Origin of the sequence: Campylobacter sp. 7477a (assembly GCF_014892335.1) — a bacterium.
Classification (GTDB): Bacteria; Campylobacterota; Campylobacteria; order Campylobacterales; family Campylobacteraceae; genus Campylobacter_A; species Campylobacter_A californiensis.
In genome coordinates this window covers 1-20,376 of record NZ_JADBJH010000016.1, presented here as the reverse complement: position 1 = coordinate 20,376, position 20,376 = coordinate 1, and the positions used below count along the sequence as shown (strand labels likewise).

Below are 20,376 nucleotides of genomic sequence, written 5' to 3'. Positions count from 1 at the left end.
TATCCTTTATTTTGATTTTTCTTTTTTAATTATCTCTGCGTCGCATATCGGGCAGAACTCATGTTCGCCGGCTATATATCCGTGTTTATCACACACGCTAAATACAGGCGTTATAGTGATATAAGGAAGTTTGTAGTTTGTCACGATATTTTTTACTAAATTTTTACAAGCTGTAGCCGAGCTAATGCGCTCTTTCATATATAAGTGAAAGACTGTTCCGCCGGTATATGCACTTTGTAACTCGTCTTGTAAGTCAAGCGCTTCAAATGCATCATCGGTAAAATTTGCAGGAAGTTGAGTCGAGTTTGTATAGTAGATATTTTCGTCCATTCCGGCTTGGATTATATCAGGATAGCGCTTTTTATCCTCTTTTGCAAATCTATAAGTCGTTCCCTCTGCAGGTGTGGCTTCGAGATTGTAAAGGTTGCCTGTTTCCTCTTGGAATGAGCGAATTTTGTCTCTTAGATAATTTATCATCTCAAGTGAAAACTCACGACCGTATGAGGTGGCTATATTTTCGCTATCGTTTGTGAAATTTCTTAGTAGTTCGTTCATACCGTTTATACCTATGGTGCTAAAGTGGTTGTTAAAATGGATTAGATAACGAGCTGTATATGGATAAAGCCCGCGATCATACATCTCTTGGATAAATTTACGCTTTTTCTCTAGTGTTGATTTAGCAAGGTTTAAAAGATATTCAAGTCTTTTATATAAAGCTTCTTTATTACCTTTATGATTATATCCTAAGCGTGCCAAATTTATCGTAACTACGCCGATACTTCCTGTCATCTCGGCACTTCCAAACAATCCTCCGCCACGTTTTAAGAGTTCACGTAGGTCAAGTTGTAGACGACAGCACATTGAGCGAACGTGTCCCGGTTTATAAGCGGCGTCGTTTGGCACGCGGTTGCCGTTTTCATCGGTAGTGTATTGAGAGCCGACAAAATTTTGAAAGTAGCTTGAGCCCATTTTGGCAGTATTTTCAAAAAGTATTTGTGCTACTTCGCTATCCCAGTCAAATTCTTCCGTTATGTTTACGGTAGGTATCGGAAATGTGAATGGTTGTGAGTTTTTATCACCCTCGGTTAAGACTTCATAAAATGCCTTATCTATACGTGCCATTTCAGGCATAAAGTCGCCGTATGTCATATCTACAAGCGTGTTTCTACCACGTTCTTTTGCACGTCTTAACGCATCTTCGTCATTGAAATTTTTAAACAAATGCTCATCGTTTGCGGTAGGAATTTGAGCTCTTAGATCCTCAGGACATGTGATATCTATGGTAACGTTTGTAAATGGACTTTGACCCCAGCGTGCCGGAACGTTTAGGTTAAATATAAAGCTGGTAATTGCTTTTTTTATCTCTGTGTCACTTAAGTTATCTTTAAATACATAAGGAGCAAGGTAGGTGTCAAAGCTAGAAAATGCCTGCGCTCCTGCCCATTCGCTTTGAAGTATGCCTAGAAAATTAGCCATTTGACTTAGAGCTTCGCGGAAGTGTTTTGGCGCTCTACTTTCTACGCGTCCTCTAACTCCATTAAAGCCTTCGTTTAACAAGGCTCTAAGCGACCAACCGGCGCAATATCCGGTAAGACAATCAAGATCGTGGATATGATAGTCACCGTTTCTATGGGCTATGCCCTCTTCTTTGCTATAAACAGCATCAAGCCAGTAGTTTGCGATGACTTTACCGGCGGTGTTATTGATAAGACCTGCGTTAGAGTAACTAGTGTTTGAATTTGCAGAAATTCTCCAGTCGGTACCGTTTATATACTCATTTATGGTCTGGGTAGAGTTTATGTATGTTGTATCTTCATTTAGTCCTAAGATTTGTTCGCGTTGGAGTTTATGTGTGTGACGATAGAGCATAAAGCTTTTAAGCACATCAAAGTATCCGGCTTCAAAAAGCTCTTTTTCTATCGCATCTTGGACATCTTCAACTGTTATCACTTCTGATTTTTGAAAGATATCTTGAACTACGCTTGTAAAAATTTTTTCGTCATACTCTCTGTTTTCGCTCTTAAAAGCCTTTTTTATCGCATCGACAATCTTATATGCAACAAACTCTTGTCTAGTTCCGTCTCGTTTTAAAATTTCTTTCATAGCTGACCTGAATGGGGGAATTTGATACTCGAAGTATAGGCGAAGATAGCTTAAAATCAAATTGAGATAATTGCTCTTATTTGATATTTTTTATCATAAAAGACAAAAAAATTTCATTTTAAATATAAGTTTATAAATTTATATATTATCGTTAAAATCACACTTTTAATAACAAATACAAGTTTATATTTTAAGCTATAAATTTAATATTATTTCTTAAAGTTATAACCTTAATATTTGTTATATTAATTACAAAAATTTAAGCAAAATCCTCTGTTCTCAATTTCTAAGCTTTATAAATATCATAGATATAGCCTTTAGAGTTATTTAACAGTTAATTTTATCATATCTTCTTTTGTCATTCTAAATTTTATCCAGCCGCTTTGCTTTTTAGCACCTAAATTTTCATAAAATTTAATGCTTGGTTCATTCCAATCCAAGCACTCCCACTCAAGACGCCCGTAACCCTCTTGTTCGCAAATTTCTGCAAGCTCTTTTATTATCGCTAGCCCTGCTTTTTTGCCTCTAAATTCAGGTTTTATATATAAATCTTCCAAATATATCCCGGCTCGTCCTAAAAATGTGGAAAATGAGTAAAAGTATATCGCGTAGCCTACTATTTTATCGTCGTCACTAACTGTTACTAACGCGTTAGCTAACTGTTTTTCAAACAAATGTGAAGTAAAAACAGCCTCGTCTATGTCTACTTGATCTGACATATTTTCATACTTGGCAAGCTCATTTATAAGCGATATTATCGCGTTTGCATCTTCTTTTTTAGCTTTTCTTACGATCATTTTTATCCTTTTAAAATTTTAGCTTTTGCGCTAACGCTAATAATCTTTAACTCATATACGTTAGTTATTTTTAGAGATTGTGTTATAGCTGCGTCAAATGCGTCCATGTATTTTGGAGTGTATTTTTCACTAAGTAGTCTTAATGCTTTTATCTTTGTTTCATCATCATTTATAAGATAGGCTTTAGTTTTTGCGATAGCGCTTTTGTATTGTGTTGTAAATACATTTGCAGCCTTATTATTTTGTATCATTTGTTTCACGCACTCATTGCTAAATTCCGGCACTTTTACATCAATTACACAAACTAACTCTACATCCTTGCCGTCTTTAAATAGTTTAGCTTTGTTTCCGCCTTTTGCCCCGTGAATGTAAATTTTATCCTCTTTTCTTACGATAGATATGGGCACGGAAAAAATTTCATCATCATTTATACACGAGATGATACCATACTGACAATTATCAATTATATCGTAAGCCTCGTTTTGGCTTAGCTCTCTATCTTTTCTTCTCATTTTTATCCTATCTTAAATTTGGGTAGATTATAACGCAAGCCCCGATCAGTGCTATTAGTGCACCTATGAGGTCGAATTTACTGAAATTTTGTTTTTCTATAAAATTTAACCATAAAAGTGAGCAGATGATATAGATGCCGCCGTAAGCTGCATAAGCGCGTCCTGCAAATTCGCTTTGAACTTTTGTTAGTGTATATGCAAAGATAATGAGTGCTACAACTCCCACTCCAAGCCAAATGAAATTTTTAGAATTTTTAAAAAACTGCCAAAACGCAAAGCAGCCTAAAATTTCAAAAAATGCCGCTATGATGTATATGAGAATTTCCGTTAAAATAGCCATCATATGCCTTATCCGTTATTTAAATCCCAGTCTATTGGAGCTAACGAGTTAGCTAACAGGTATTTGTTAGTTTGAGAAAAGTGTTTGCATCCAAAAAACGCTCCACGCGCTAACGGGCTTGGATGAGCTGCTGTTAGTACTAAGTGTTTGTTAGTATTAATGAGTGGAATTTTAGCTTTTGCGGGATTACCCCAGAGTAGAAAGACTATATTTTCTCTCTCTTTACTGAGTGTTTTTATAACTGCGTCTGTAAATATCTGCCAGCCAAAATTTGAGTGGGAATTTGCCTGTCCTGCATTGACACTTAGGCTAGTGTTTAGCAGTAAAACACCCTGTTTTGCCCAGTAAGTTAAGTCGCCTGAATTTGGCTGTCGGATACCAAGGTCATCATAAATTTCTTTATAAATGTTAGCAAGACTAGGAGGCACGCGGATGCCATCTGGCACGCTAAAACTTAAGCCCATTGCCTGCCCTGCTCCATGATAAGGGTCTTGTCCTAATATCACGACTTTGACATCATTAAACGGCGTTAGATTAAATGCGTTAAATATCAAATTTGAAGGTGGATAAACAGTAAAACTAGCTTTTGCTTTTAGTAAATTTGCCTTTATCTCACCAAAATAAGGTGCCAAAAACTCATCCTTTAAAGCCTCTTTCCAGCTTTGCTCGATCTGTACTTTATTTATATCAATTTGCATATTTCCTCCAAAATTTACCTCTCAATCATACCCAAAATCGTCTAAAATTACCCATTTTTAAAAATAAATCCATTTATTTGACAGTGGCAGAATTTATAAAATTTAAACCAAAATAGCTAAAATGAAGTATCTTTTTATACTAAACATTCAGTCTTATAACGGCGCCGATGTAAAGGGCAGTATGGACATACTTTCGAATTGGTTATGGAGTGCGATAAGATACTAAGTTTTTAAAATTTCGAATGTCGTTTTAGTAAAATTTATCGCTGATATAGTTTATTATTTTTGAAATTTATGATAAAAATAGTCGGTGTTTTATCAAATTTGGGCTATTTTTGATTATTAAAATAAAATAACAATAAACATTATCAATAAATTTTATTATTTACTTAATTTAATTATTTAGATACAATTAAAAATATTTTTTAAGGAGATAAGATGAGACAATACGAAACATATAAATGTGAAAAATGTGGTAACGAAGTTGAGGTTCAACAAGTCGGTGGTGGAAAACTAAGCTGTTGTGGCGAAGAAATGAAGTGTATAACCGAAAATTTAACCGCGATAAATTTAATGAAAGCCTTTGCAGGCGAATCACAAGCAAGAAACAAATACGAACTTTACGGCGATCTTGCTCGTGAAGCCGGTTATCACGCTATCGCAAGACATTTTTACGAGGCAGCCGAGAATGAAAAGTGGCATGCAAGAGCAGAATTTAAAGCATATCACGAGCTTATGAACGATCCGATCGATAAGATGGATAAAAACCTACTAGATGCTGCAGCAGGCGAAAACTACGAACACACAACCATGTATCCTGACTTTGAAAGTATTGCTAAAGAGGAGAAATTTAACGATATCGCAAGACTTTTTAGAGCTATCGGCAAGGTTGAAGTAGAGCATGAAAGAGAGTATTTGGCTCTTAAAGATATGCTTGAAAAAGAGGGCTTTTTCGAGAGCGAGGATGAGGATATCTGGGTTTGCGAAGTGTGCGGACACGTTCACCGCGGCAAAAAAGCCCCTGGAGCCTGTCCTTTATGCAAAGCTTCAAAAGAGTATTTTAAACGCGAATTCCTAGGCTAAAAGCTAGAGTTTGGCTCGTTTTGAGCCAAACTCTTCTTAAGTATAGCTACATAAATTTCGACCCAAACTTTGCCACAAGCCGTATAAATTTTTAGTGATATCAAACTGTATTTAATTGTTTTGTAGGATTAGGCAAAGAATTTAGAGGATCATTCTAACGGTCGGCATTAAATTTCAGCTACAATACCCATAGATTTTATTAAGTAATTTATATTATATGGCACTTATCTTTTATATGAAATTTAGGTGAATAACGCGTAATAAAAGGATAAATTTTGATAGATATAAGGTATTTTAGGTTTATTTTTTCGTTTATTATGGCTCTTTGTATGTCATTTGTGATCTCTGGTGTGCTTACATATATCAACCTTGGGCTTGTAGATGGTTTTGTAAAAATTTGGCTAAAAGGCTATGCTAAAGCATTTGTGATAGCTTATCCGACTCTACTTGTATTAACGCCTTTTGTTACAAAGCTAGCTAAGATGATCTGCATAGATAAAAGCAAGGTTAAGTAGGGATAATCAACTAGCAAAATGAAGTAATATGCAAAAATATATCTATAAAATTTTTAGTCTAAACAAAGGCGAGTTTTGGCTGCTTCTTTACAGCACGCTCTTTATAAGATCGTCAAATACGCCGTATCGAGGAGCAAAGAAGCGCACCAGAGCTTAATGACGAGATCGTGTTAAGCAAACAGCGACTAGATGAGCTAAAAGACCAGATAGTAGCCCTTAAAGCAAGGATCTTTATCGATGAGAGCAAGCATGGACGAGCTAAAGAGGAGCTCTTGCATGTGATACAAAGGTATGCCATGGGTAACATGAGTGCCGATAAGATGGTGATCTTGCTTGAAGAAATTTTTGAAAATAGCGCAAATTTCATCTTCAATGTTAGTGAGTTTGAAATTTCAAAAATGCAGTGGTATTTTGAGCGTGGAGAGAGATTGATAGATCAAATTTTATAGCCTCGCCTCGCTTTACTTTTCACCTTTTTATAAAATTTGTAGAATTAGGCAAGAAAAATGGAGAATCTTACTAACGCTTTAACCTCTTAAATTGTTATAATCTCTTAAATTAGATTTATTAAATATCACACTATCTAGCTTACAATATTTAATAAATTTACAAGGAGACTACGATAAAGAAAATTTTAAAATTTATAACCTATTTTGCGGTTATTGTCGCTGTTTTGTTCGGAGTACTTGTGGCTTACGTTTATAGAGATATTGGTGCTTTACCTGAGCCTAGTAGATTTGCAAATTTGCGTTATTATAAGGATGGGCAGTTTATCTCGCCCGAACCTATACTTTACTATCCGGAGCGTTGCACGGGCAAGGTGGGGTATTTTGGTCATTTTGGACCATCTATTAACGGACCAAGGTCACCTATGCCAAGGGTAGAGCTTGGCAAAAATAGTTTTGGCGAGCCTGAAAATTTCGCTTACTACTGGCTGGGACATTCTAGCGGGATTTTGGAGCTTAATGGTGCTAGGATACTGATCGACCCTGTTTTAAAAAACGGTGGACCTCTCTTTTTAGTACCCAGGTTTGAGCCATCCGTTATCAGTAAAAAAGAGCTTCCGGATATTGATATAGTGCTTATCACGCATGATCATTATGATCATTTGGAGGCTGACACGATACGATATTTGGCGGATAAAGCAAGGCATTTTATCGTTCCTCTTGGTGTGGATAGTCGTATCATCTCATGGGGTGTGCCAAAGGATAAGATAACGGCGCTTGGCTGGGGTGAAGACGCTGAACTTTTTGGAGTGAAATTTAAAGCACGCGAGGCTGTGCATTATAGCATGAGATGGACAAACGATAGGGATAAGACACTGTGGGTTTCATATGTGATAGAGGGTGCCGGACTAAGGCTATTTTGGAGCGGAGATAGCGGATACGGTAAGCATTTTGGGCGTATAGGAGATGAATTTGGCGAGTTTGACGTAGCATTTTTAGAGCTTGATGCGTCAAATCCAGGTTGGCCAAATACGCATATGTTTGGCAACGAAGCGGTTAGAGCTAGCATGGATCTAAAAGCCAAGCGTATAGTGCCGATACATTGGGGTGTTTTTAACCTAGGTGCAAATGCTTGGAACGAAAACATCATAAAAGCCGCAAATGAGGCGAAGCAACTTGGTGTTAGACTTGATGTGCCAAAGCAGGGCGAGAGATACGATCTAAACTATCAAACGCAAGTGTGGTGGGAAGAGTAAATTTATAAAATTACACTTGAAACTTCTCTTCTTAAAGGACCAAATTTCAAGTGCAAAATCAATAAAGCGAGAAGAAAGTGAAAGAGATAAAAGAGCAAAAATTCACAGGCGAGCGAGCACTGTTTAGTGCGCAAAGTTTGATTTTACAAAACTGTATTTTTAAAGACGGCGAGTCGCCGCTAAAACATAGTGAGCAGATACGCGTGACAAATTCGCACTTTGCTTACAAATACCCATTTTGGTATAGTAAAAACATAGATGTCAAAGAGTGTGCATTTAGTCAAATGGCAAGGGCGAGCATATGGTATAGTACTAATTTGCGTTTTACCGACGTGCTCTTTGAGGCTCCTAAGGCATTTCGTAAATCATCTCAAATTTCACTTGAAAATATCACCTTTACAGATGCTGCCGAGACGCTTTGGAATTGCACGGATATAAGAGCTAAAAACATATCGGCAAAGGGTGATTATTTTGCCATGAACTGTGAAAACGTGGAGTTTATTGGGCTAAATTTGGTGGGTAATTACAGCTTTGACGGATGTAAAAATGTGCATGTCAAAGACTCGAAATTGCTCTCAAAAGATGCCTTTTGGAACTGCGAAAACGTTGTGGTCGAAAACTGCGTGATAATTGGCGAGTATTTAGGTTGGAATTCCAAAAATATCACGCTGATTAATTGCACGGTTGAGAGCTTGCAAGGTATGTGCTATATCCAAAATTTAGTTATGCGTGAGTGTATGTGCGCGGATACGACTTTGGCGTTTGAGTATTCTACTGTTGACGTGGAAATTTTAGGCAAAATTCATAGCGTGAAAAATCCACTATGTGGACGCATAAAAGCAAAAGAGATCACAGAAGTGATAATGGATGAAGATCTCGTAGATCCTAGTAAAATAGAGATAATTACCAACTAAAAGGAGATACTATGCAGTATAAAATTTTAAATGACGGCAACAAGATGCCGATGCTTGGCTTTGGCGTGTTTCAAATAGAGCCAAATTTGACACAAAAGTGCGTTGAGGACGCTATATCAGTAGGGTATCGTAGTATCGACACGGCTCAGGCGTATTTTAACGAGGAGCAAACGGGCGCGGCGCTAAGAACGGCGATAGAGGGCGGCGTGAAGCGTGAGGAGCTATTTGTTACGACAAAAATTTGGATAAATAACATGGATAGCGAGACAAAGGCGCTAAAAAGTATAGAAACTTCGCTTAAAAAGCTAGGACTTGACTATCTTGATATGCTTCTCATACATCAGCCATATAACGACATCTACGGCACTTGGCGTGTGATGAAGCGACTAAAAGATGAGGGCGTGTTAAAATCGATCGGCGTTAGTAACTTTTACGCCGACAGAGTGGCTGACTTGTGCGAAAATACGGGCGTGGTGCCAGCTATCAATCAGCTAGAATGCCATCCGTTTTATCAACGAGAAGCGCTAAAAAAGGTGCTTGATAGCTACGGCGTGGCGTTTTGGTCTTGGGCGAGCTTTGCCGAGGGTAAAAATGATATCTTTAAAAACCAAATTTTACAAAGCATAGGTGACAAATACGGCAAAAGCGTGGCGCAAGTGGTGCTTAGATGGCTTATCCAGCGTGATATCTTAGTCATACCAAAGAGCGTGAATGTTGAGCGTATGAGGGAGAATTTTGACGTATTTGACTTTACTTTAAGCGATGATGATATGAAGCTTATCTCTACGCTTGATACGGGTAAAACGCTATTTTTTGACCACACTGACAGCGAAAGAGCAAAGTGGATAATCAACGTTTGGAAAGATAAATTTAAATGAGAAAAATTTTAGTCTTTTTAACGCTTTTTATGGCGTTCAATTTAGTGGCGGGAGAGCAAATGCAAATCATACTAAAAAACAAAAACGGAGAATTTAGAGCGGTTTTGGGTGACATAGATAAAGTAGCAATAGACGGCGAAGTAACAATAGAATTAGTGAAGTAAAAATTTAATAAAAAGGAAAAACAATGAAATACACAAAACTAGGTAACACAGACATTAGCGTCTCACGTGTATGCGTGGGCTGTATGGGATTTGGCGATAAGGATAAGGGTATGGCGTGGAGCTTGCCTTATAATGAGAGTGCAAAGATCATCAAATACACCCTAGAAAAGGGTATAAATTTCTTTGATACAGCGATGGTTTATAGTGCCGGCACGAGCGAAGAGTATGTCGGAAGAGCACTAAACGAATACGCCAAGCGCGATGAGGTAGTAGTAGCGACTAAATTTACACCACGCACCCAAGCCGCGATCGACCAAGGCGTATCAGGGCAAAAATTTATCACTAAATGCGTAGATGACAGCCTAAAACGCATGGGTATGGACTATATTGATCTTTATGTTTATCATTGGTGGGATTATCATACGCCTATGGAGGATATTATGCAAGGCTTACATGAGGTGGTAAAAGCCGGCAAGGTGCGAGCTATCGGCATCTCAAACTGCTATGCATGGCAACTAGCCAAGGCAAATGCATACGCAGAGGCGAACAATCTAACGAAATTTGCAAGCGTTCAGGGGCATTATAACTTGATATTTAGAGAAGAGGAGCGTGAGATGGTGCCGCTTTGCCGTGAGGACAATATCGCTCTGACACCGTATAGTGCGCTTGCCGCGGGACGTTTGGCTAGGCTGGGTGATGAAAAAACTTTGCGCTTAGAAAGCGATAAGGTCGCTAACAGCAAATATGACGCAACCGCCGCACAAGACGCTCTAATCATCGCTCGTGTCGCCGAACTAGCCAAAAAACGAGGCGTTAGCATGAGTGAAATTTCAATATCTTGGCTCATCTCAAAGACCACTTCGCCTATCATCGGTATGACAAAGCCAAGCAACGCTGATGGCGCTGTAAATGCCGTAAATTTGACACTAACGACGGAGGAGATAGCGTATTTAGAAGAGCCTTACGTACCACACAGCATAGTGGGCGTAATGGCAAACGAAGCGATGAAAAAGCCGGGTAGATAAGGTCGGATTTAGGTGGACTATCCGTCTATATGTTACTAAGATGGCTGTGAAGTCTTAAATTTATAGAGATTCTTGCTAATGCAAAAGTGTTTGATTTGTTATTATGTGTTTTTTAATTAGTAATAACCATATTTCATTAGAGAGGAGTTTGGTATAGGTGAAGATTAGGCGGTGGCTATGGGTGTGGCGCTTGGTTATGCAAGCGATGACAGATCAATAAATTCCGCACTTCACGTGTGCCACTAGATGAAATGCTGGTCATGAAGGGGTGAAATTTACCCCTTCTTTCGCTTCACTCCGTCTACACTAACAAGCGCTAACGCTATCCAGATCAGAACAAATGAGGCTAGCTTGCCACTTGATAGCTCTTCGCCAAAGTATATGCCAAGTCCGACCGACATCGTAGGTATGAGGTATTGCATAAAGCCTAGGACGTTAAGATTAACCCTAGTTGTGGCAAGACCGTATATCATAAGTGGCACTATCGTAACCAAACCTGACATTATCATCAAAAAGCCGTCAAATTTCACTCCAAAGTGGCTGATGCCAGTCATCTCAAGGTAGAAAAAGTATGCTAAACAAAACGGAGCTAGTAAAAATGTCTCAACAAAAAGTGCGGCAAAACTAGGCACTTTAAGCCCTTTTCTCACAACTCCGTAAAATGCAAAAGAGACGCCAAGTACAATCGAAACTATAGGTAGATGACCTATGAGATAAACTTGCAAAACAACCGCCGCAAACACCATAAAAATGGCAACTTTTGCCATGATACTAATACGCTCTTTAAGTAAGACCGCACCAAGCATTATGCTTACAAGGGGTGTGATAAACTGACCAAGACCCGCTTCTAAAATTTGCCCGCTACTTACGGCAAAAACAAACGCCCACCAATTTAGTCCTATCAAGGTTCCGCTCAAAAGTAGGGCATTTCTAGTCCTTTTGTCTTTTAAAAGCTGCATCACCTGATGAAATTTACGAGTTAATAAAAGCACAAGTGCCAAAACCGCAATAGACCAAATTATACGATGTATAAGTATCTCAAGAGCCGGGATTTTCGGGCTATAAAGCCTAAAAAATAACGGAAAACAGCCCCATAGAAAAAATGCCAAAAGCCCAAAAGCTAGACCTTTTTTCTGTTCGCTTTCGTTCATATTTTACCTTTTTACTGTTTTTATAAATTTTAGCAGAATTTATTCAATTTTTGATAAGGCGTTTTTTGTAAAATAAATTACAAGTAAAATTAGGAGTAGGGCATGCAAAGACGTGAATTTATGAAAATTTCAGCGTTAGGAGTTATGGCGATGGCAAACGTGTGCGAAACGGCATTACGCACGTCATTTACGGCTCTGTCGCTGTCCGTTTCTAGGGCAAATTCTACCGATGTAACCGACTGTCCCTCGCTGATAGTCGAGGTGATGTGTCTTACGCTTGCTATGCCTGCGACAGCGTCCTCTATGCGGCGTGTTACGCCGTTTTCTAACTCGTCAGGCGATGCGCCAGACTGCGTGACGGTTACGGTTACTATGGGGAAATTTACGTTTGGATCGGCGTTTATCGGTAGGCGGTTAAATGAAAGAATTCCAAGCACGGTAAGCACGAAAAATAGCACGATAACAGGGATAGGGCGGCGGATAGCTAGGGCTGAGATATTCATTTTGTCTCTTTAAACTCTATAAAATTTGGCTCCACGGTGTCGCCCTCGTCGATAAAAGCAGAGGCGCGAAAGACTACGACGTCGTCCGCGTTTATGCCATTTGTTATCTCGACTAGACCTCGCTGCTCCTCGACTGTTTTTGCCTCTTTTTTGTAGATTTTGTTGTTTTTATCTAGGGCGTTTACGCTTTTTGTGCCGTTTGCTTCAAACGAGACAGCCGATAGTGGAAGTGCGAAATTTATGGCTTGTGCTGGCAAATCTATAACCGCACTTGCATAAGAGCCAAGAGTTGCGTTTTGCTCGCTTGTGAGTTTTACATGCACCTTTCCAAGCCTCGTGGCTGGGTCTAGCTCTGGAGATAGATGAGGCGAATTTCGCCATCAAACGTTAGCTGCGAGTTTGTAAGGTTTATTAGCGCTTTTTGGTTTGGTTTTAGAAGCGTTATTTCGTTTGTGTCTGCTTCTACTTCAAGCTCTAAAATGCTATCTTTTGCGATGTTAAAGAGTGCGTCTGAATTTACAAGCGCTCCGGCAACGGCTGATTTTTTGGTGATTAGCCCGCTAACGGGTGCTTTTAGCTCGGTTTTGTTTAGCTGGTGAGCGCTGTTTTCTATCGCCGCTTTTGTTTGATCTATTTGCGCCTTTGCGGACTTTATGTTTGCCCTTGTGGTGGCTACTTTTGCCTCTTGCGCTTCGTAGTCTTGCTTGCTTAGGGCGCTATTTTTTGCAAGATTTTATATCTCTCAAATGTCGAAAGTGCTTCTTTTAAAGTAGCTTCTTGTGCCGTTAGTTCCGCTTCCAGGCGCTTTAAATTTGCCTTGTTTTGTTCTAGCTCGGACCTTGCGCCCACATTTTCTAAATAGGTTAAAATTTGCCCCGATTTGACATTTTCGCCAGCTTCTACTTCAACCGATAAAATTTGCATACCTTGCAAGGAGCTTGCCACCGCCACATCATCACGCGCTTTAAACGTGCCGTAAAGTCGCAAGCTTTTGGTAAATTCCACGCTTTTTGCTTTCACTACGTTTATTTTAGCAAGCGGTTGATCCATATTTTTTGCCTCATCGCTAGAACAACCGGCGAAAAATAGAGTTAAAAAGATAGCCAGAAATATAATTGAATTTCTCATATATAGTCCTAAAATTTACTAAAATAGGGCTCATTATAGTCAAATTTAAGACTATTGTCAATTTCTTGCATTTGGTTTTATAAATTGCTACAATTCTTGTAAAGCAAAATATAGGGCTAAAAGATGAATAAATTCGACATTTTAGGTAATTATAATACGCAAATAGAAGATTCAATCGAAACTTGTATAAAAAACGTAGGCTTTAGTTACAACGAGTTTGCGCTTTTTTATACTTTATATTTTAGCGATGATGGCAAATGCACGCAAAAACAGGTAAGCGATGAGTGGTTTTTGCCAAAGCAAACGGTTTTTAATATCTGCAAAGAGTACCGCGAAAAGGGATGGATAGAGCTAACTCAAAGTAGCAAGGATAAAAGGGAACGGATAGTGTGCTTAACGTCGCTTGGCAAGACGCAGGTTGAGCCCGCGATGGTTAAATTTATAAAAATAAATGAGAGTGCATTTAGCAAATTTGGCGAAAAAAAGAGCGCTAGACTATTTGCTTTACTTGATGAATTTAGTGATATATATAAAAAGCAAGTTGACAATATGAGTCCTCAATAGTTTTCACACTTAATTTTTTGTTAAAATTATGCTTTATATCAAAGGAAAACATGTCATGTCGGAGAGAATTTTTAATAATATAAGAGAAATTTTAAGCGCAAACGGTGCGAAATTTCGTGTGATAGAGCATGAAAAAGCAGGGACGAGCGAGCTTGTAGCAAATGTCAGAAAAAGTGCCTTAGCTCAAGGAGCAAAGGCCTTGCTTTGCACGATAAAGACGTCAAATTTAGATGAATTTGTCGGCTCCAACATGCCGACTTCTCTTTTGCTTGATAAACATTTAAATGTAAAATCCGGTAGATTTCACGTTTTAGCCGTATTTCCAGCAGATCACAGCGCAAATTTAAGCAAGCTAGCAAACGCACTTGGCGCAAATAAGGCATCTCTTGCATCTCCGGCCGAGGTTGAGATCTTGGCTGACTGCGTCTTTGGTGCCGTGCCTCCTTTTAGCTTTCATGAGCAACTTATGCTTGTGGTTGATGAAAATTTATTTAAAAGATATGATGAGATAGCGTTTAACGCGGGGCTTCTTGAGCGCTCTATCGTGCTTGATGTTAAGGATTACGAGCGTATAGCCAAGCCTAGGGTGATAAAATTTGCCGATAACGTAAGACGCGTAGGTAAATTAAGCGTGATGCCTATAGGGGTTGATTGTACGCAAATTTTGAGAATGGATCAAAATGAGGCGATAAATTTTATATGTAAAGCTTGTGAGACAGGGTATGACCTGTTTGATATACCAAGCGGAGGTGAAAGTCTTGCAAAAAAGGCGCTTGAAGATAGTAACGGAAGTGTAAAATTTGCTTTAAATTTGCCAATAAATTTAAATACAAACGAGATAAAATTTAAGATAAAAGAGGTATTAGACATCTTAGGAGTTTCTTGTGTCAAGCTTTGCTTTTTAGACATAAATAGCGATACCATAGAGAAAGCGACGCTTATGGAGGAGCTTGTTAAAGATGGCTTGGTGGCAAACTGGGGAGTTTATGAGACTGGTTTTGATAAGCTCAAAGAGGTTTGTGAGATAACCCAGGTTAGCGCGATAAAAGCTTTGCTTGAGCCAAATACCCTTAAAGAGCTTAAGATATCGTCTTTATGTAAGATAGATCAAAATTTCATAAACTCGCAGAATTTAAAATTTATAAATTTAGCCAAATTTTATGCCGCACAAAAAGATACAACAAAAGAGATGATAATACTCTCATGGCTAACAAGCAGATCGACTGATACTTTGCCTATGTTGAATGATTTAAATGTTATAAAAGACGGCTTTAATGCGCTTAAAATAGGGCTTAAATTTGATGAAATTTTATCTTTGAACGAGGCTTTTAGAAGCTAACATTAAAACTAATAAGGTTTTAATGTTAGCCGTTTGTTAGTAGTAAATTTTGTTTGTCTTTAGGAAGTCGCGTAGGTCTTCGTATTCGTTATTTGCAAAGTAACGCCACTCACCTTCTTTTAAAGTTCCAAGCTCTACACGTCCGAAACTAACGCGTTTTAAGTCCATAACTTCAAGGTCAAAATATCCAAAGAAACGTCGAAGCTCTCGGTTTTTACCCTCGTTTATCATAACGCGAAGCTTTGTATATCCGCCACTACTTCCAAATATATCAAAGGCTACAAATGGGGCAAATTGCATTGAGATTATCTTGCTTTTTGTATGAGCTCCTTTGCTTGCGTCAGCCGCGAAAAATCCCTCTCTCATCGCAGTTTTAACCTCTTCTGTGATCTCGCCTTTTACTTTTAGATAGTATTCACGCTCGATGTCGCTATTCATCAAAGCAGTTGCGATAGCCGGGGCGTCTGTTAGTAAAAGCAAACCCTCGCTAGCATAGTCAAGGCGTCCGATACTAACAAATTTTGAAAACCCGTGAGGTAGATTATCATATATAGTTTTTCGTCCACGGTCGTCTTTTTTAGTTACTAACTCACCTTTTTGTTTGTGGTAAACGATCATTGTAAAGTCTTTTTTGAGTTTTACAAAACGTCCGTTTATTTTGACCTTATCATCCTCGCCCACGCTAACACTCATATCACTAACAACGCGGTTGTTTAACGTTACCTTGCCTTGTTTGATAAGCTCATCGGCTTCACGGCGAGAGTAGTTTGTGTTGTGTGAGATGAATTTGTTTATACGCATTTTTTCCATTATTTTAGTCCTAAGCCGGTTAGGTCGTGTATATGTAAAACACCGGCTATCTTGCCGCCGTTTAACACGACTAGAAGTTGAATTTTATACTCTTCGATGATGCTAAGTGCATCGATAGCCAGGATATTTTCGTTATCCAGCACCTTTGGATTTTTAGTGGCGTATTTTATAGCTTGTTCGTTGATATTGAAATTTTCATCCATTAACGCACGTCTAAGGTCACCATCACTAAGTATGGCAACTAACACTCCGTCTTTGTTAGTTAGCAAGACGTTGCCTAGCTTACCGTGTGTCATCGTATCTATGGCGTTTTTAATACTAACATCTTCGCTAACGATAGGTAGGTTTTGTGTTTTCATGACGTCTTTAACTTTAACAAAAAGTCTTTTGCCAAGAGAGCCACCAGGGTGGAAATTTGCAAAATCCTCTGCTTTAAAATTTCTTTTTTGCATTAAGCAAACGGCTAAAGCGTCTCCTAATGCCAGAGTTAGCGTCGTTGAGGTTGTTGGAGCCGCATTTAAAGGACATGCCTCGCTAACGATATCAAGAGCTAAAACAACATCGCTAAATTTACCAAGCGAACTATCTAAATTTTTAGTCATGCCTATGATCTTTACGCCAAATCTTTTCACATGGGGTAAAATTTTAATTAGCTCGTCACTCTCTCCGCTAAAGCTAATCGCAAGAACCAAATCATCCTTGCCTATCATGCCAAGATCGCCGTGCATAGCCTCCGTAGGATGTAAAAAGAAGCTTGACGTGCCTGTGCTTGCTAGGGTCGCAGCGATCTTAGCGCCGATATGACCGCTTTTGCCAACACCCGTGATTATAACCTTGCCCTTGATCGAATGGATCAAATTTACGGCATTTTCTATCTCTGCACCTAGCTTATCAGCCTGTCTTAAAAGCTCATTGCCTTCTATTCGTAAAACTTCTTTTGCGACTTCGATTAAGTTCATATTTCATGCCTTACATTAGATAAATTATCGGAACGATTGTTGGATATTTTTTAACTTTTCTAAAGATGTGCTTTCTTAAGACTTGACGAATTTGACCTTCAAGCATTCTGTTGTCTTTTAAGAGTTCTTCTTTTACGTTGGTTAAAAACTGCACCAAAACCTCTTGCATCTCGCGACTAAACTCTCCGTCTTGTTTGTTTGCGACAAGTCCGTAGCTAATAACGCGTGGTTTGCCGATTAGCTTTTGGTTATGGCTTGAAATTTGTGCGATTATCATTACTACGCCCGACTCTGCTAGGTTTTGTCTGTCGATGACAACATCGTCTGCGATTTGTTTATTGATCTGATTGTCTATAAATACCTTGCCGATTTTTACCGTTTTGATACGTTTCATGTATTTTTGACAAACTTCTATTTGATCGCCGTCACTCATTAGATAGATGTTTTTCTCATCGACCCCACAGCTTATCGCAGTCTCTTTGTGCTTTGCTATGTGGTTGTATTCGCCGTGTACCGGTAGGAAAAATTTAGGCTTTATTAGCCTAACCATAAGCTTTTGCTCTTCTTGGGCGGCGTGTCCAGAGACGTGAATTTCACTAAAGTCTTGATAGGCAACTTTTGCACCGCTTTTGATTAAGAAATTTAGCACTGTCGATACGCTACCTTCATTGCCCGGTATAGCCTTTGAGCTGATTATTATCTGATCTGTCGGTTTGATCTTTATGTATTTGTGTTCGTCGGTTGCCATTCTGTAAAGTGCGCTCATAGTTTCGCCTTGACTTCCGGTGGTTACGATAAGCACCTCGTCGTCTTTATATTTACCGACTTCGTTTGCGTCGATAAAAATTTTGCGATCAAGTTTGATATAACCTAGTTCCATCGCCGTAAATAAATTTCGCTCCATGCTTCGTCCGATGACACAAACTTTACGGTTGTATTTTAGTCCCCACTCTATAGCCTGATAAACACGGTGGATGTTAGAGCTAAATGTGCTCATTATCACACGTCCTTTTGACTTGGCAAATATCGCGTCAAATGTCTTTCCGACGCTGCTTTCGCTCTTTGTAAAGCCTTCTCTATAGCTATTTGTGCTGTCGCTCATCAAACATAAAACACCTCTTTCGCCGTAGTGAGCCAGGCGTCCAAGGTCGCTAGGATAGCCGTCTATCGGAGTGTGATCTATCTTAAAGTCGCCGGTGTGGATTATTGTTCCTGCCTTTGTTGTTATGGCAAGTGCGCTTGCGTCAATGATAGAGTGCGTGATATGTATCCATTCTACCTCAAATTCACCTATCATGTAAGGTTTTCGCTTTTCAACAGAGCGAAATAGCGAGCGTTCGCTTTTTAGACCATGTTCCTCAAATTTATTGTTTATCATACCAAGCGGAAGCGGAGTGGCATAGATAGGAAATTTAAACTCTTTAAAAAAATAAGGAACAGCACCGATATGATCTTCGTGCGCGTGAGTGATGATAATGCCTGCGATCTTGTCTTTTATCTTTCTTACGTAGTCAAAGTCCGGGATCAAGATATCAACTCCGTGCATACCTTCATTTGGAAAACTCATGCCGATATCTACTATGATAGCCGAGGTTTCGGTTTCAAATATCGTCATATTGCCGCCGATCTCGCCAAGTCCGCCAAGTGGGGTTATGCGGATCTTGTGGTCGCTTGAGTTTAGATATTTTAGTGGTTCAAGTATTAATTCATGTGCAGCTTCGTTTGCTTGCATCGCAGAAGCTATGTCTTGCTGCCAGGGTTCGTTACCGCTTAGTTTTGCAGGTAAATTTCGTTTGATCTTTTTCTTTCTAGCTTTTTTCTCACCTGTTTTTTCGACCTCGTTGTTAGTGTTAGCGGCTGGTTGGTTAGTCTCTTTTTTTACATTTTTGTTAGCTTCATTACTAACTTTTGGAGATTTTTTATTAGTGTGTTTGTGTGGTTTTTTACTGGACAATGGCGCACTTTCGGTATGTTGCTCTTCGTTACCAAACGGAGCTGCAAAGAAATTATCTATAACGCTTTGAGTTTGTGAGCCGTTAGTAGCTACTAATGCTGTGCTTTCGCTGTTAGTTTGTTTGTTTTTGTTTTTTGGACGGAAGCGTCGTTTTTTATTTGTTTTTCCGCTACCCGTTACTTCGTTGTTGTTTTCGTTCATTATCTGCCTTTATTTGTTTGTAAATTTCTAAATACAAGGCGACATTTGACTCGTGAGGACGTAAATTTGTATTTAAATTCATCTCTAAAAAGAGTTGATTTAATAAATTTTTATCAAATCTTGAGCTTAGGTTTTTAAGTAGAGTTTTTCTGGGGGCGCTAAAACAAATCTTTAGAAATTCCCCAAAGTTTTTATACTCGCTTAAATTTTTAAATAAACCAAACTCTCCTAAAAGTTCATGACTTTTAGTTATTTGCAAAACTGATGAAACAACCTTTGGCTTTGGCTCAAAACACTCCGGTGCTACGTCAAACAACAACTCACAAGAGCCGTTTAAATTTGCTAAAACTCCAAGAGCGCTAAAGTCGCTATCTTCGCCCTTACAGGCAAATTTAAGTGCGACTTCTTTTTGTGTCATGGCTATTACGCCTACGCAAAGTTCGTCTTGCAAGGCGGACAATATCATCTTTGTGGCAACATAATATGGAAGATTTGCCACTAAAATATATGGTTTATCGCTTAGGCTTTGTTGCTCTCGCCACGCCTCATTCGCATCTTTGTTTATCAGTCTAAATCGTCCCTCTTTGACTTCTTTTTGAAATTTTTCATTCAAGATCGGCACTAGCTCATCATCTATCTCATAGCTTGTGAGCAAAAAGCCGCTATTTAAAAGCCAAAAGGTCAAATCACCCAAGCCAGGCCCAATCTCAACTACGTTTTTATTAAAATTAGGTGTAGTTTCGTTGGGAATCGCTTTGATGATCTTGCTTAAAACGCCTTGATCTTGTAAAAAGTTCTGTCCAAATTTCTTTTTTGCTTTTATCATCACTTTTCCTAAATAACGGGCGATTATAACCAAAAAATACTTATAGCAACATTACTTGTTGTATTTAATGGCTTAGTTTTAATATTTAGGTAGTATAATTTTAATAAAGGATTTCAAAATGTATGCGATAGAAGTTAAAAATTTAACCCATTTTTACGGCGAGAAATTAATCTATCAAAATTTAAATTTTAGCGTAAAAACAGGTAATAT

25 protein-coding genes are annotated in these 20,376 nt (G+C 38.7%); 11 read left to right on the top strand and 14 right to left on the bottom strand.

Going from position 1 to position 20,376, the window contains the following annotated elements:
- Positions 1 to 6: 6 nt before the first annotated feature.
- From CCAL5182_RS08125 to ung, 5 genes are all read right to left on the bottom strand, one after another.
- The gene (locus CCAL5182_RS08125; RefSeq protein ID WP_336610728.1) at positions 7 to 2,103 is read right to left on the bottom strand and encodes a ribonucleoside triphosphate reductase; all 2,097 of its coding nucleotides are present in this window, start codon (positions 2,101 to 2,103) and stop codon (positions 7 to 9) included.
- Positions 2,104 to 2,426: 323 nt separating this feature from the next.
- Positions 2,427 to 2,900, bottom strand: a complete 474-nt coding sequence (locus CCAL5182_RS08120) for a GNAT family N-acetyltransferase (protein ID WP_336610727.1) — start codon at positions 2,898 to 2,900, stop codon at positions 2,427 to 2,429.
- Positions 2,901 to 2,902: 2 nt separating this feature from the next.
- Positions 2,903 to 3,412 carry a pyridoxamine 5'-phosphate oxidase family protein gene (locus tag CCAL5182_RS08115; protein WP_336610726.1) on the bottom strand — a complete coding sequence of 170 codons (510 nt, stop codon included), beginning with the start codon at positions 3,410 to 3,412 and terminating at the stop codon, positions 2,903 to 2,905.
- 7 nt (positions 3,413 to 3,419) lie between these two features.
- Complete coding sequence (locus tag CCAL5182_RS08110) at positions 3,420 to 3,752, bottom strand: YnfA family protein (protein ID WP_169938104.1); 333 nt, start codon at positions 3,750 to 3,752, stop codon at positions 3,420 to 3,422.
- 8 nt (positions 3,753 to 3,760) lie between these two features.
- Complete coding sequence (gene ung / locus CCAL5182_RS08105; protein WP_169938102.1) at positions 3,761 to 4,450, bottom strand: uracil-DNA glycosylase; 690 nt, start codon at positions 4,448 to 4,450, stop codon at positions 3,761 to 3,763.
- 438 nt (positions 4,451 to 4,888) lie between these two features.
- On the opposite strand from ung, the gene CCAL5182_RS08100 reads away from it, so the two are divergent.
- The 9 genes from CCAL5182_RS08100 to CCAL5182_RS08060 all read left to right on the top strand — a co-directional run bounded on the left by CCAL5182_RS08100 (position 4,889) and on the right by CCAL5182_RS08060 (position 10,731).
- The gene (locus tag CCAL5182_RS08100; protein ID WP_169938100.1) at positions 4,889 to 5,533 is read left to right on the top strand and encodes a ferritin family protein; all 645 of its coding nucleotides are present in this window, start codon (positions 4,889 to 4,891) and stop codon (positions 5,531 to 5,533) included.
- A 275-nt stretch (positions 5,534 to 5,808) separates the two neighbouring features.
- Positions 5,809 to 6,048 (top strand): DUF2798 domain-containing protein, encoded by a 240-nt coding sequence (locus tag CCAL5182_RS08095; RefSeq protein ID WP_169938094.1) that lies wholly within the window; start codon positions 5,809 to 5,811, stop codon positions 6,046 to 6,048.
- Between the two features lie 28 nt (positions 6,049 to 6,076).
- Positions 6,077 to 6,205: a hypothetical protein gene (locus CCAL5182_RS08090; protein ID WP_336610725.1), complete on the top strand. Its 129-nt coding sequence runs from the start codon at positions 6,077 to 6,079 to the stop codon at positions 6,203 to 6,205.
- Positions 6,206 to 6,215: 10 nt separating this feature from the next.
- Positions 6,216 to 6,497 (top strand): hypothetical protein, encoded by a 282-nt coding sequence (locus CCAL5182_RS08085; protein ID WP_336610724.1) that lies wholly within the window; start codon positions 6,216 to 6,218, stop codon positions 6,495 to 6,497.
- A gap of 239 nt (positions 6,498 to 6,736) precedes the next feature.
- Positions 6,737 to 7,750, top strand: a complete 1,014-nt coding sequence (locus CCAL5182_RS08080; protein ID WP_336610723.1) for an MBL fold metallo-hydrolase — start codon at positions 6,737 to 6,739, stop codon at positions 7,748 to 7,750.
- Positions 7,751 to 7,827: 77 nt separating this feature from the next.
- A complete protein-coding gene (locus CCAL5182_RS08075; RefSeq protein ID WP_336610722.1) occupies positions 7,828 to 8,664 on the top strand; it encodes a DUF3737 family protein in 837 nt (278 codons plus the stop codon).
- Positions 8,665 to 8,675: 11 nt separating this feature from the next.
- Complete coding sequence (locus tag CCAL5182_RS08070) at positions 8,676 to 9,542, top strand: aldo/keto reductase (protein ID WP_336610721.1); 867 nt, start codon at positions 8,676 to 8,678, stop codon at positions 9,540 to 9,542.
- Positions 9,539 to 9,706 (top strand): hypothetical protein, encoded by a 168-nt coding sequence (locus tag CCAL5182_RS08065; protein ID WP_336610720.1) that lies wholly within the window; start codon positions 9,539 to 9,541, stop codon positions 9,704 to 9,706. The genes CCAL5182_RS08070 and CCAL5182_RS08065 overlap by 4 nt, the downstream gene beginning before the upstream one ends.
- 23 nt (positions 9,707 to 9,729) lie before the next feature.
- A complete protein-coding gene (locus CCAL5182_RS08060; RefSeq protein WP_336610719.1) occupies positions 9,730 to 10,731 on the top strand; it encodes an aldo/keto reductase in 1,002 nt (333 codons plus the stop codon).
- A 275-nt stretch (positions 10,732 to 11,006) separates the two neighbouring features.
- Here CCAL5182_RS08060 and rarD read toward each other — a convergent pair whose 3' ends face one another.
- From rarD to CCAL5182_RS08035, 5 genes are all read right to left on the bottom strand, one after another.
- On the bottom strand, positions 11,007 to 11,882 hold the full coding sequence (gene rarD / locus CCAL5182_RS08055; protein WP_336610718.1) for an EamA family transporter RarD: 876 nt from the start codon (positions 11,880 to 11,882) through the stop codon (positions 11,007 to 11,009).
- Between the two features lie 89 nt (positions 11,883 to 11,971).
- The gene (locus tag CCAL5182_RS08050) at positions 11,972 to 12,385 is read right to left on the bottom strand and encodes an efflux RND transporter permease subunit (protein ID WP_336610717.1); all 414 of its coding nucleotides are present in this window, start codon (positions 12,383 to 12,385) and stop codon (positions 11,972 to 11,974) included.
- Positions 12,382 to 12,708, bottom strand: a complete 327-nt coding sequence (locus tag CCAL5182_RS08045; protein ID WP_336610716.1) for a hypothetical protein — start codon at positions 12,706 to 12,708, stop codon at positions 12,382 to 12,384. Before CCAL5182_RS08045 ends, CCAL5182_RS08050 begins: the two co-directional genes overlap by 4 nt.
- Before the next feature lie 23 nt (positions 12,709 to 12,731).
- Positions 12,732 to 13,040, bottom strand: coding sequence for an efflux RND transporter periplasmic adaptor subunit (locus tag CCAL5182_RS09090; protein ID WP_442862146.1), 309 nt, complete (start codon positions 13,038 to 13,040; stop codon positions 12,732 to 12,734).
- Positions 13,041 to 13,093: 53 nt separating this feature from the next.
- Positions 13,094 to 13,513, bottom strand: a complete 420-nt coding sequence (locus CCAL5182_RS08035; RefSeq protein ID WP_169972352.1) for a biotin/lipoyl-binding protein — start codon at positions 13,511 to 13,513, stop codon at positions 13,094 to 13,096.
- 123 nt (positions 13,514 to 13,636) lie between these two features.
- On the opposite strand from CCAL5182_RS08035, the gene CCAL5182_RS08030 reads away from it, so the two are divergent.
- Both CCAL5182_RS08030 and CCAL5182_RS08025 read left to right on the top strand, forming a co-directional pair.
- Positions 13,637 to 14,077: a MarR family winged helix-turn-helix transcriptional regulator gene (locus CCAL5182_RS08030; protein ID WP_336610714.1), complete on the top strand. Its 441-nt coding sequence runs from the start codon at positions 13,637 to 13,639 to the stop codon at positions 14,075 to 14,077.
- A gap of 55 nt (positions 14,078 to 14,132) precedes the next feature.
- Positions 14,133 to 15,416 carry a YbaK/EbsC family protein gene (locus tag CCAL5182_RS08025; protein ID WP_336610713.1) on the top strand — a complete coding sequence of 428 codons (1,284 nt, stop codon included), beginning with the start codon at positions 14,133 to 14,135 and terminating at the stop codon, positions 15,414 to 15,416.
- 36 nt (positions 15,417 to 15,452) lie between these two features.
- Here the strand turns inward: CCAL5182_RS08025 and CCAL5182_RS08020 are convergent, their stop codons facing one another.
- From CCAL5182_RS08020 to rsmA, 4 genes are read right to left on the bottom strand one after another with little or no spacing between them, the layout of a single operon-like run.
- Positions 15,453 to 16,217 (bottom strand): pseudouridine synthase, encoded by a 765-nt coding sequence (locus tag CCAL5182_RS08020; protein WP_336610739.1) that lies wholly within the window; start codon positions 16,215 to 16,217, stop codon positions 15,453 to 15,455.
- Between the two features lie 8 nt (positions 16,218 to 16,225).
- Positions 16,226 to 17,185 carry a KpsF/GutQ family sugar-phosphate isomerase gene (locus CCAL5182_RS08015; RefSeq protein WP_170000544.1) on the bottom strand — a complete coding sequence of 320 codons (960 nt, stop codon included), beginning with the start codon at positions 17,183 to 17,185 and terminating at the stop codon, positions 16,226 to 16,228.
- A gap of 10 nt (positions 17,186 to 17,195) precedes the next feature.
- Positions 17,196 to 19,340 carry a ribonuclease J gene (locus CCAL5182_RS08010; RefSeq protein ID WP_442862145.1) on the bottom strand — a complete coding sequence of 715 codons (2,145 nt, stop codon included), beginning with the start codon at positions 19,338 to 19,340 and terminating at the stop codon, positions 17,196 to 17,198.
- Entirely contained in the window at positions 19,309 to 20,166 is an 858-nt protein-coding gene (rsmA, locus tag CCAL5182_RS08005) for a 16S rRNA (adenine(1518)-N(6)/adenine(1519)-N(6))-dimethyltransferase RsmA (RefSeq protein WP_169972356.1), read from the bottom strand. Before rsmA ends, CCAL5182_RS08010 begins: the two co-directional genes overlap by 32 nt.
- Positions 20,167 to 20,376 lie beyond the last annotated feature (210 nt).

Excerpts from the sequence above, each read along its gene's own strand:
- CCAL5182_RS08100 (WP_169938100.1), top strand. The coding sequence starts at position 4,889 with ATGAGACAATACGAAACATATAAATGTGAAAAATGTGGTAACGAAGTT.
- CCAL5182_RS08035 (WP_169972352.1), bottom strand. The coding sequence starts at position 13,513 with ATGAGAAATTCAATTATATTTCTGGCTATCTTTTTAACTCTATTTTTC.
- ung (WP_169938102.1), bottom strand. The coding sequence starts at position 4,450 with ATGCAAATTGATATAAATAAAGTACAGATCGAGCAAAGCTGGAAAGAG.
- CCAL5182_RS08120 (WP_336610727.1), bottom strand. The coding sequence starts at position 2,900 with ATGATCGTAAGAAAAGCTAAAAAAGAAGATGCAAACGCGATAATATCG.
- rsmA (WP_169972356.1), bottom strand. The coding sequence starts at position 20,166 with ATGATAAAAGCAAAAAAGAAATTTGGACAGAACTTTTTACAAGATCAA.
- rarD (WP_336610718.1), bottom strand. The coding sequence starts at position 11,882 with ATGAACGAAAGCGAACAGAAAAAAGGTCTAGCTTTTGGGCTTTTGGCA.
- CCAL5182_RS08125 (WP_336610728.1), bottom strand. The coding sequence starts at position 2,103 with ATGAAAGAAATTTTAAAACGAGACGGAACTAGACAAGAGTTTGTTGCA.
- CCAL5182_RS08110 (WP_169938104.1), bottom strand. The coding sequence starts at position 3,752 with ATGGCTATTTTAACGGAAATTCTCATATACATCATAGCGGCATTTTTT.
- CCAL5182_RS08050 (WP_336610717.1), bottom strand. The coding sequence starts at position 12,385 with ATGAATATCTCAGCCCTAGCTATCCGCCGCCCTATCCCTGTTATCGTG.
- CCAL5182_RS08015 (WP_170000544.1), bottom strand. The coding sequence starts at position 17,185 with ATGAACTTAATCGAAGTCGCAAAAGAAGTTTTACGAATAGAAGGCAAT.
- CCAL5182_RS08070 (WP_336610721.1), top strand. The coding sequence starts at position 8,676 with ATGCAGTATAAAATTTTAAATGACGGCAACAAGATGCCGATGCTTGGC.
- CCAL5182_RS08025 (WP_336610713.1), top strand. The coding sequence starts at position 14,133 with ATGTCGGAGAGAATTTTTAATAATATAAGAGAAATTTTAAGCGCAAAC.
- CCAL5182_RS08020 (WP_336610739.1), bottom strand. The coding sequence starts at position 16,217 with ATGCGTATAAACAAATTCATCTCACACAACACAAACTACTCTCGCCGT.
- CCAL5182_RS08090 (WP_336610725.1), top strand. The coding sequence starts at position 6,077 with ATGCAAAAATATATCTATAAAATTTTTAGTCTAAACAAAGGCGAGTTT.
- CCAL5182_RS08115 (WP_336610726.1), bottom strand. The coding sequence starts at position 3,412 with ATGAGAAGAAAAGATAGAGAGCTAAGCCAAAACGAGGCTTACGATATA.
- CCAL5182_RS08065 (WP_336610720.1), top strand. The coding sequence starts at position 9,539 with ATGAGAAAAATTTTAGTCTTTTTAACGCTTTTTATGGCGTTCAATTTA.
- CCAL5182_RS08060 (WP_336610719.1), top strand. The coding sequence starts at position 9,730 with ATGAAATACACAAAACTAGGTAACACAGACATTAGCGTCTCACGTGTA.
- CCAL5182_RS08030 (WP_336610714.1), top strand. The coding sequence starts at position 13,637 with ATGAATAAATTCGACATTTTAGGTAATTATAATACGCAAATAGAAGAT.
- CCAL5182_RS08010 (WP_442862145.1), bottom strand. The coding sequence starts at position 19,340 with ATGAACGAAAACAACAACGAAGTAACGGGTAGCGGAAAAACAAATAAA.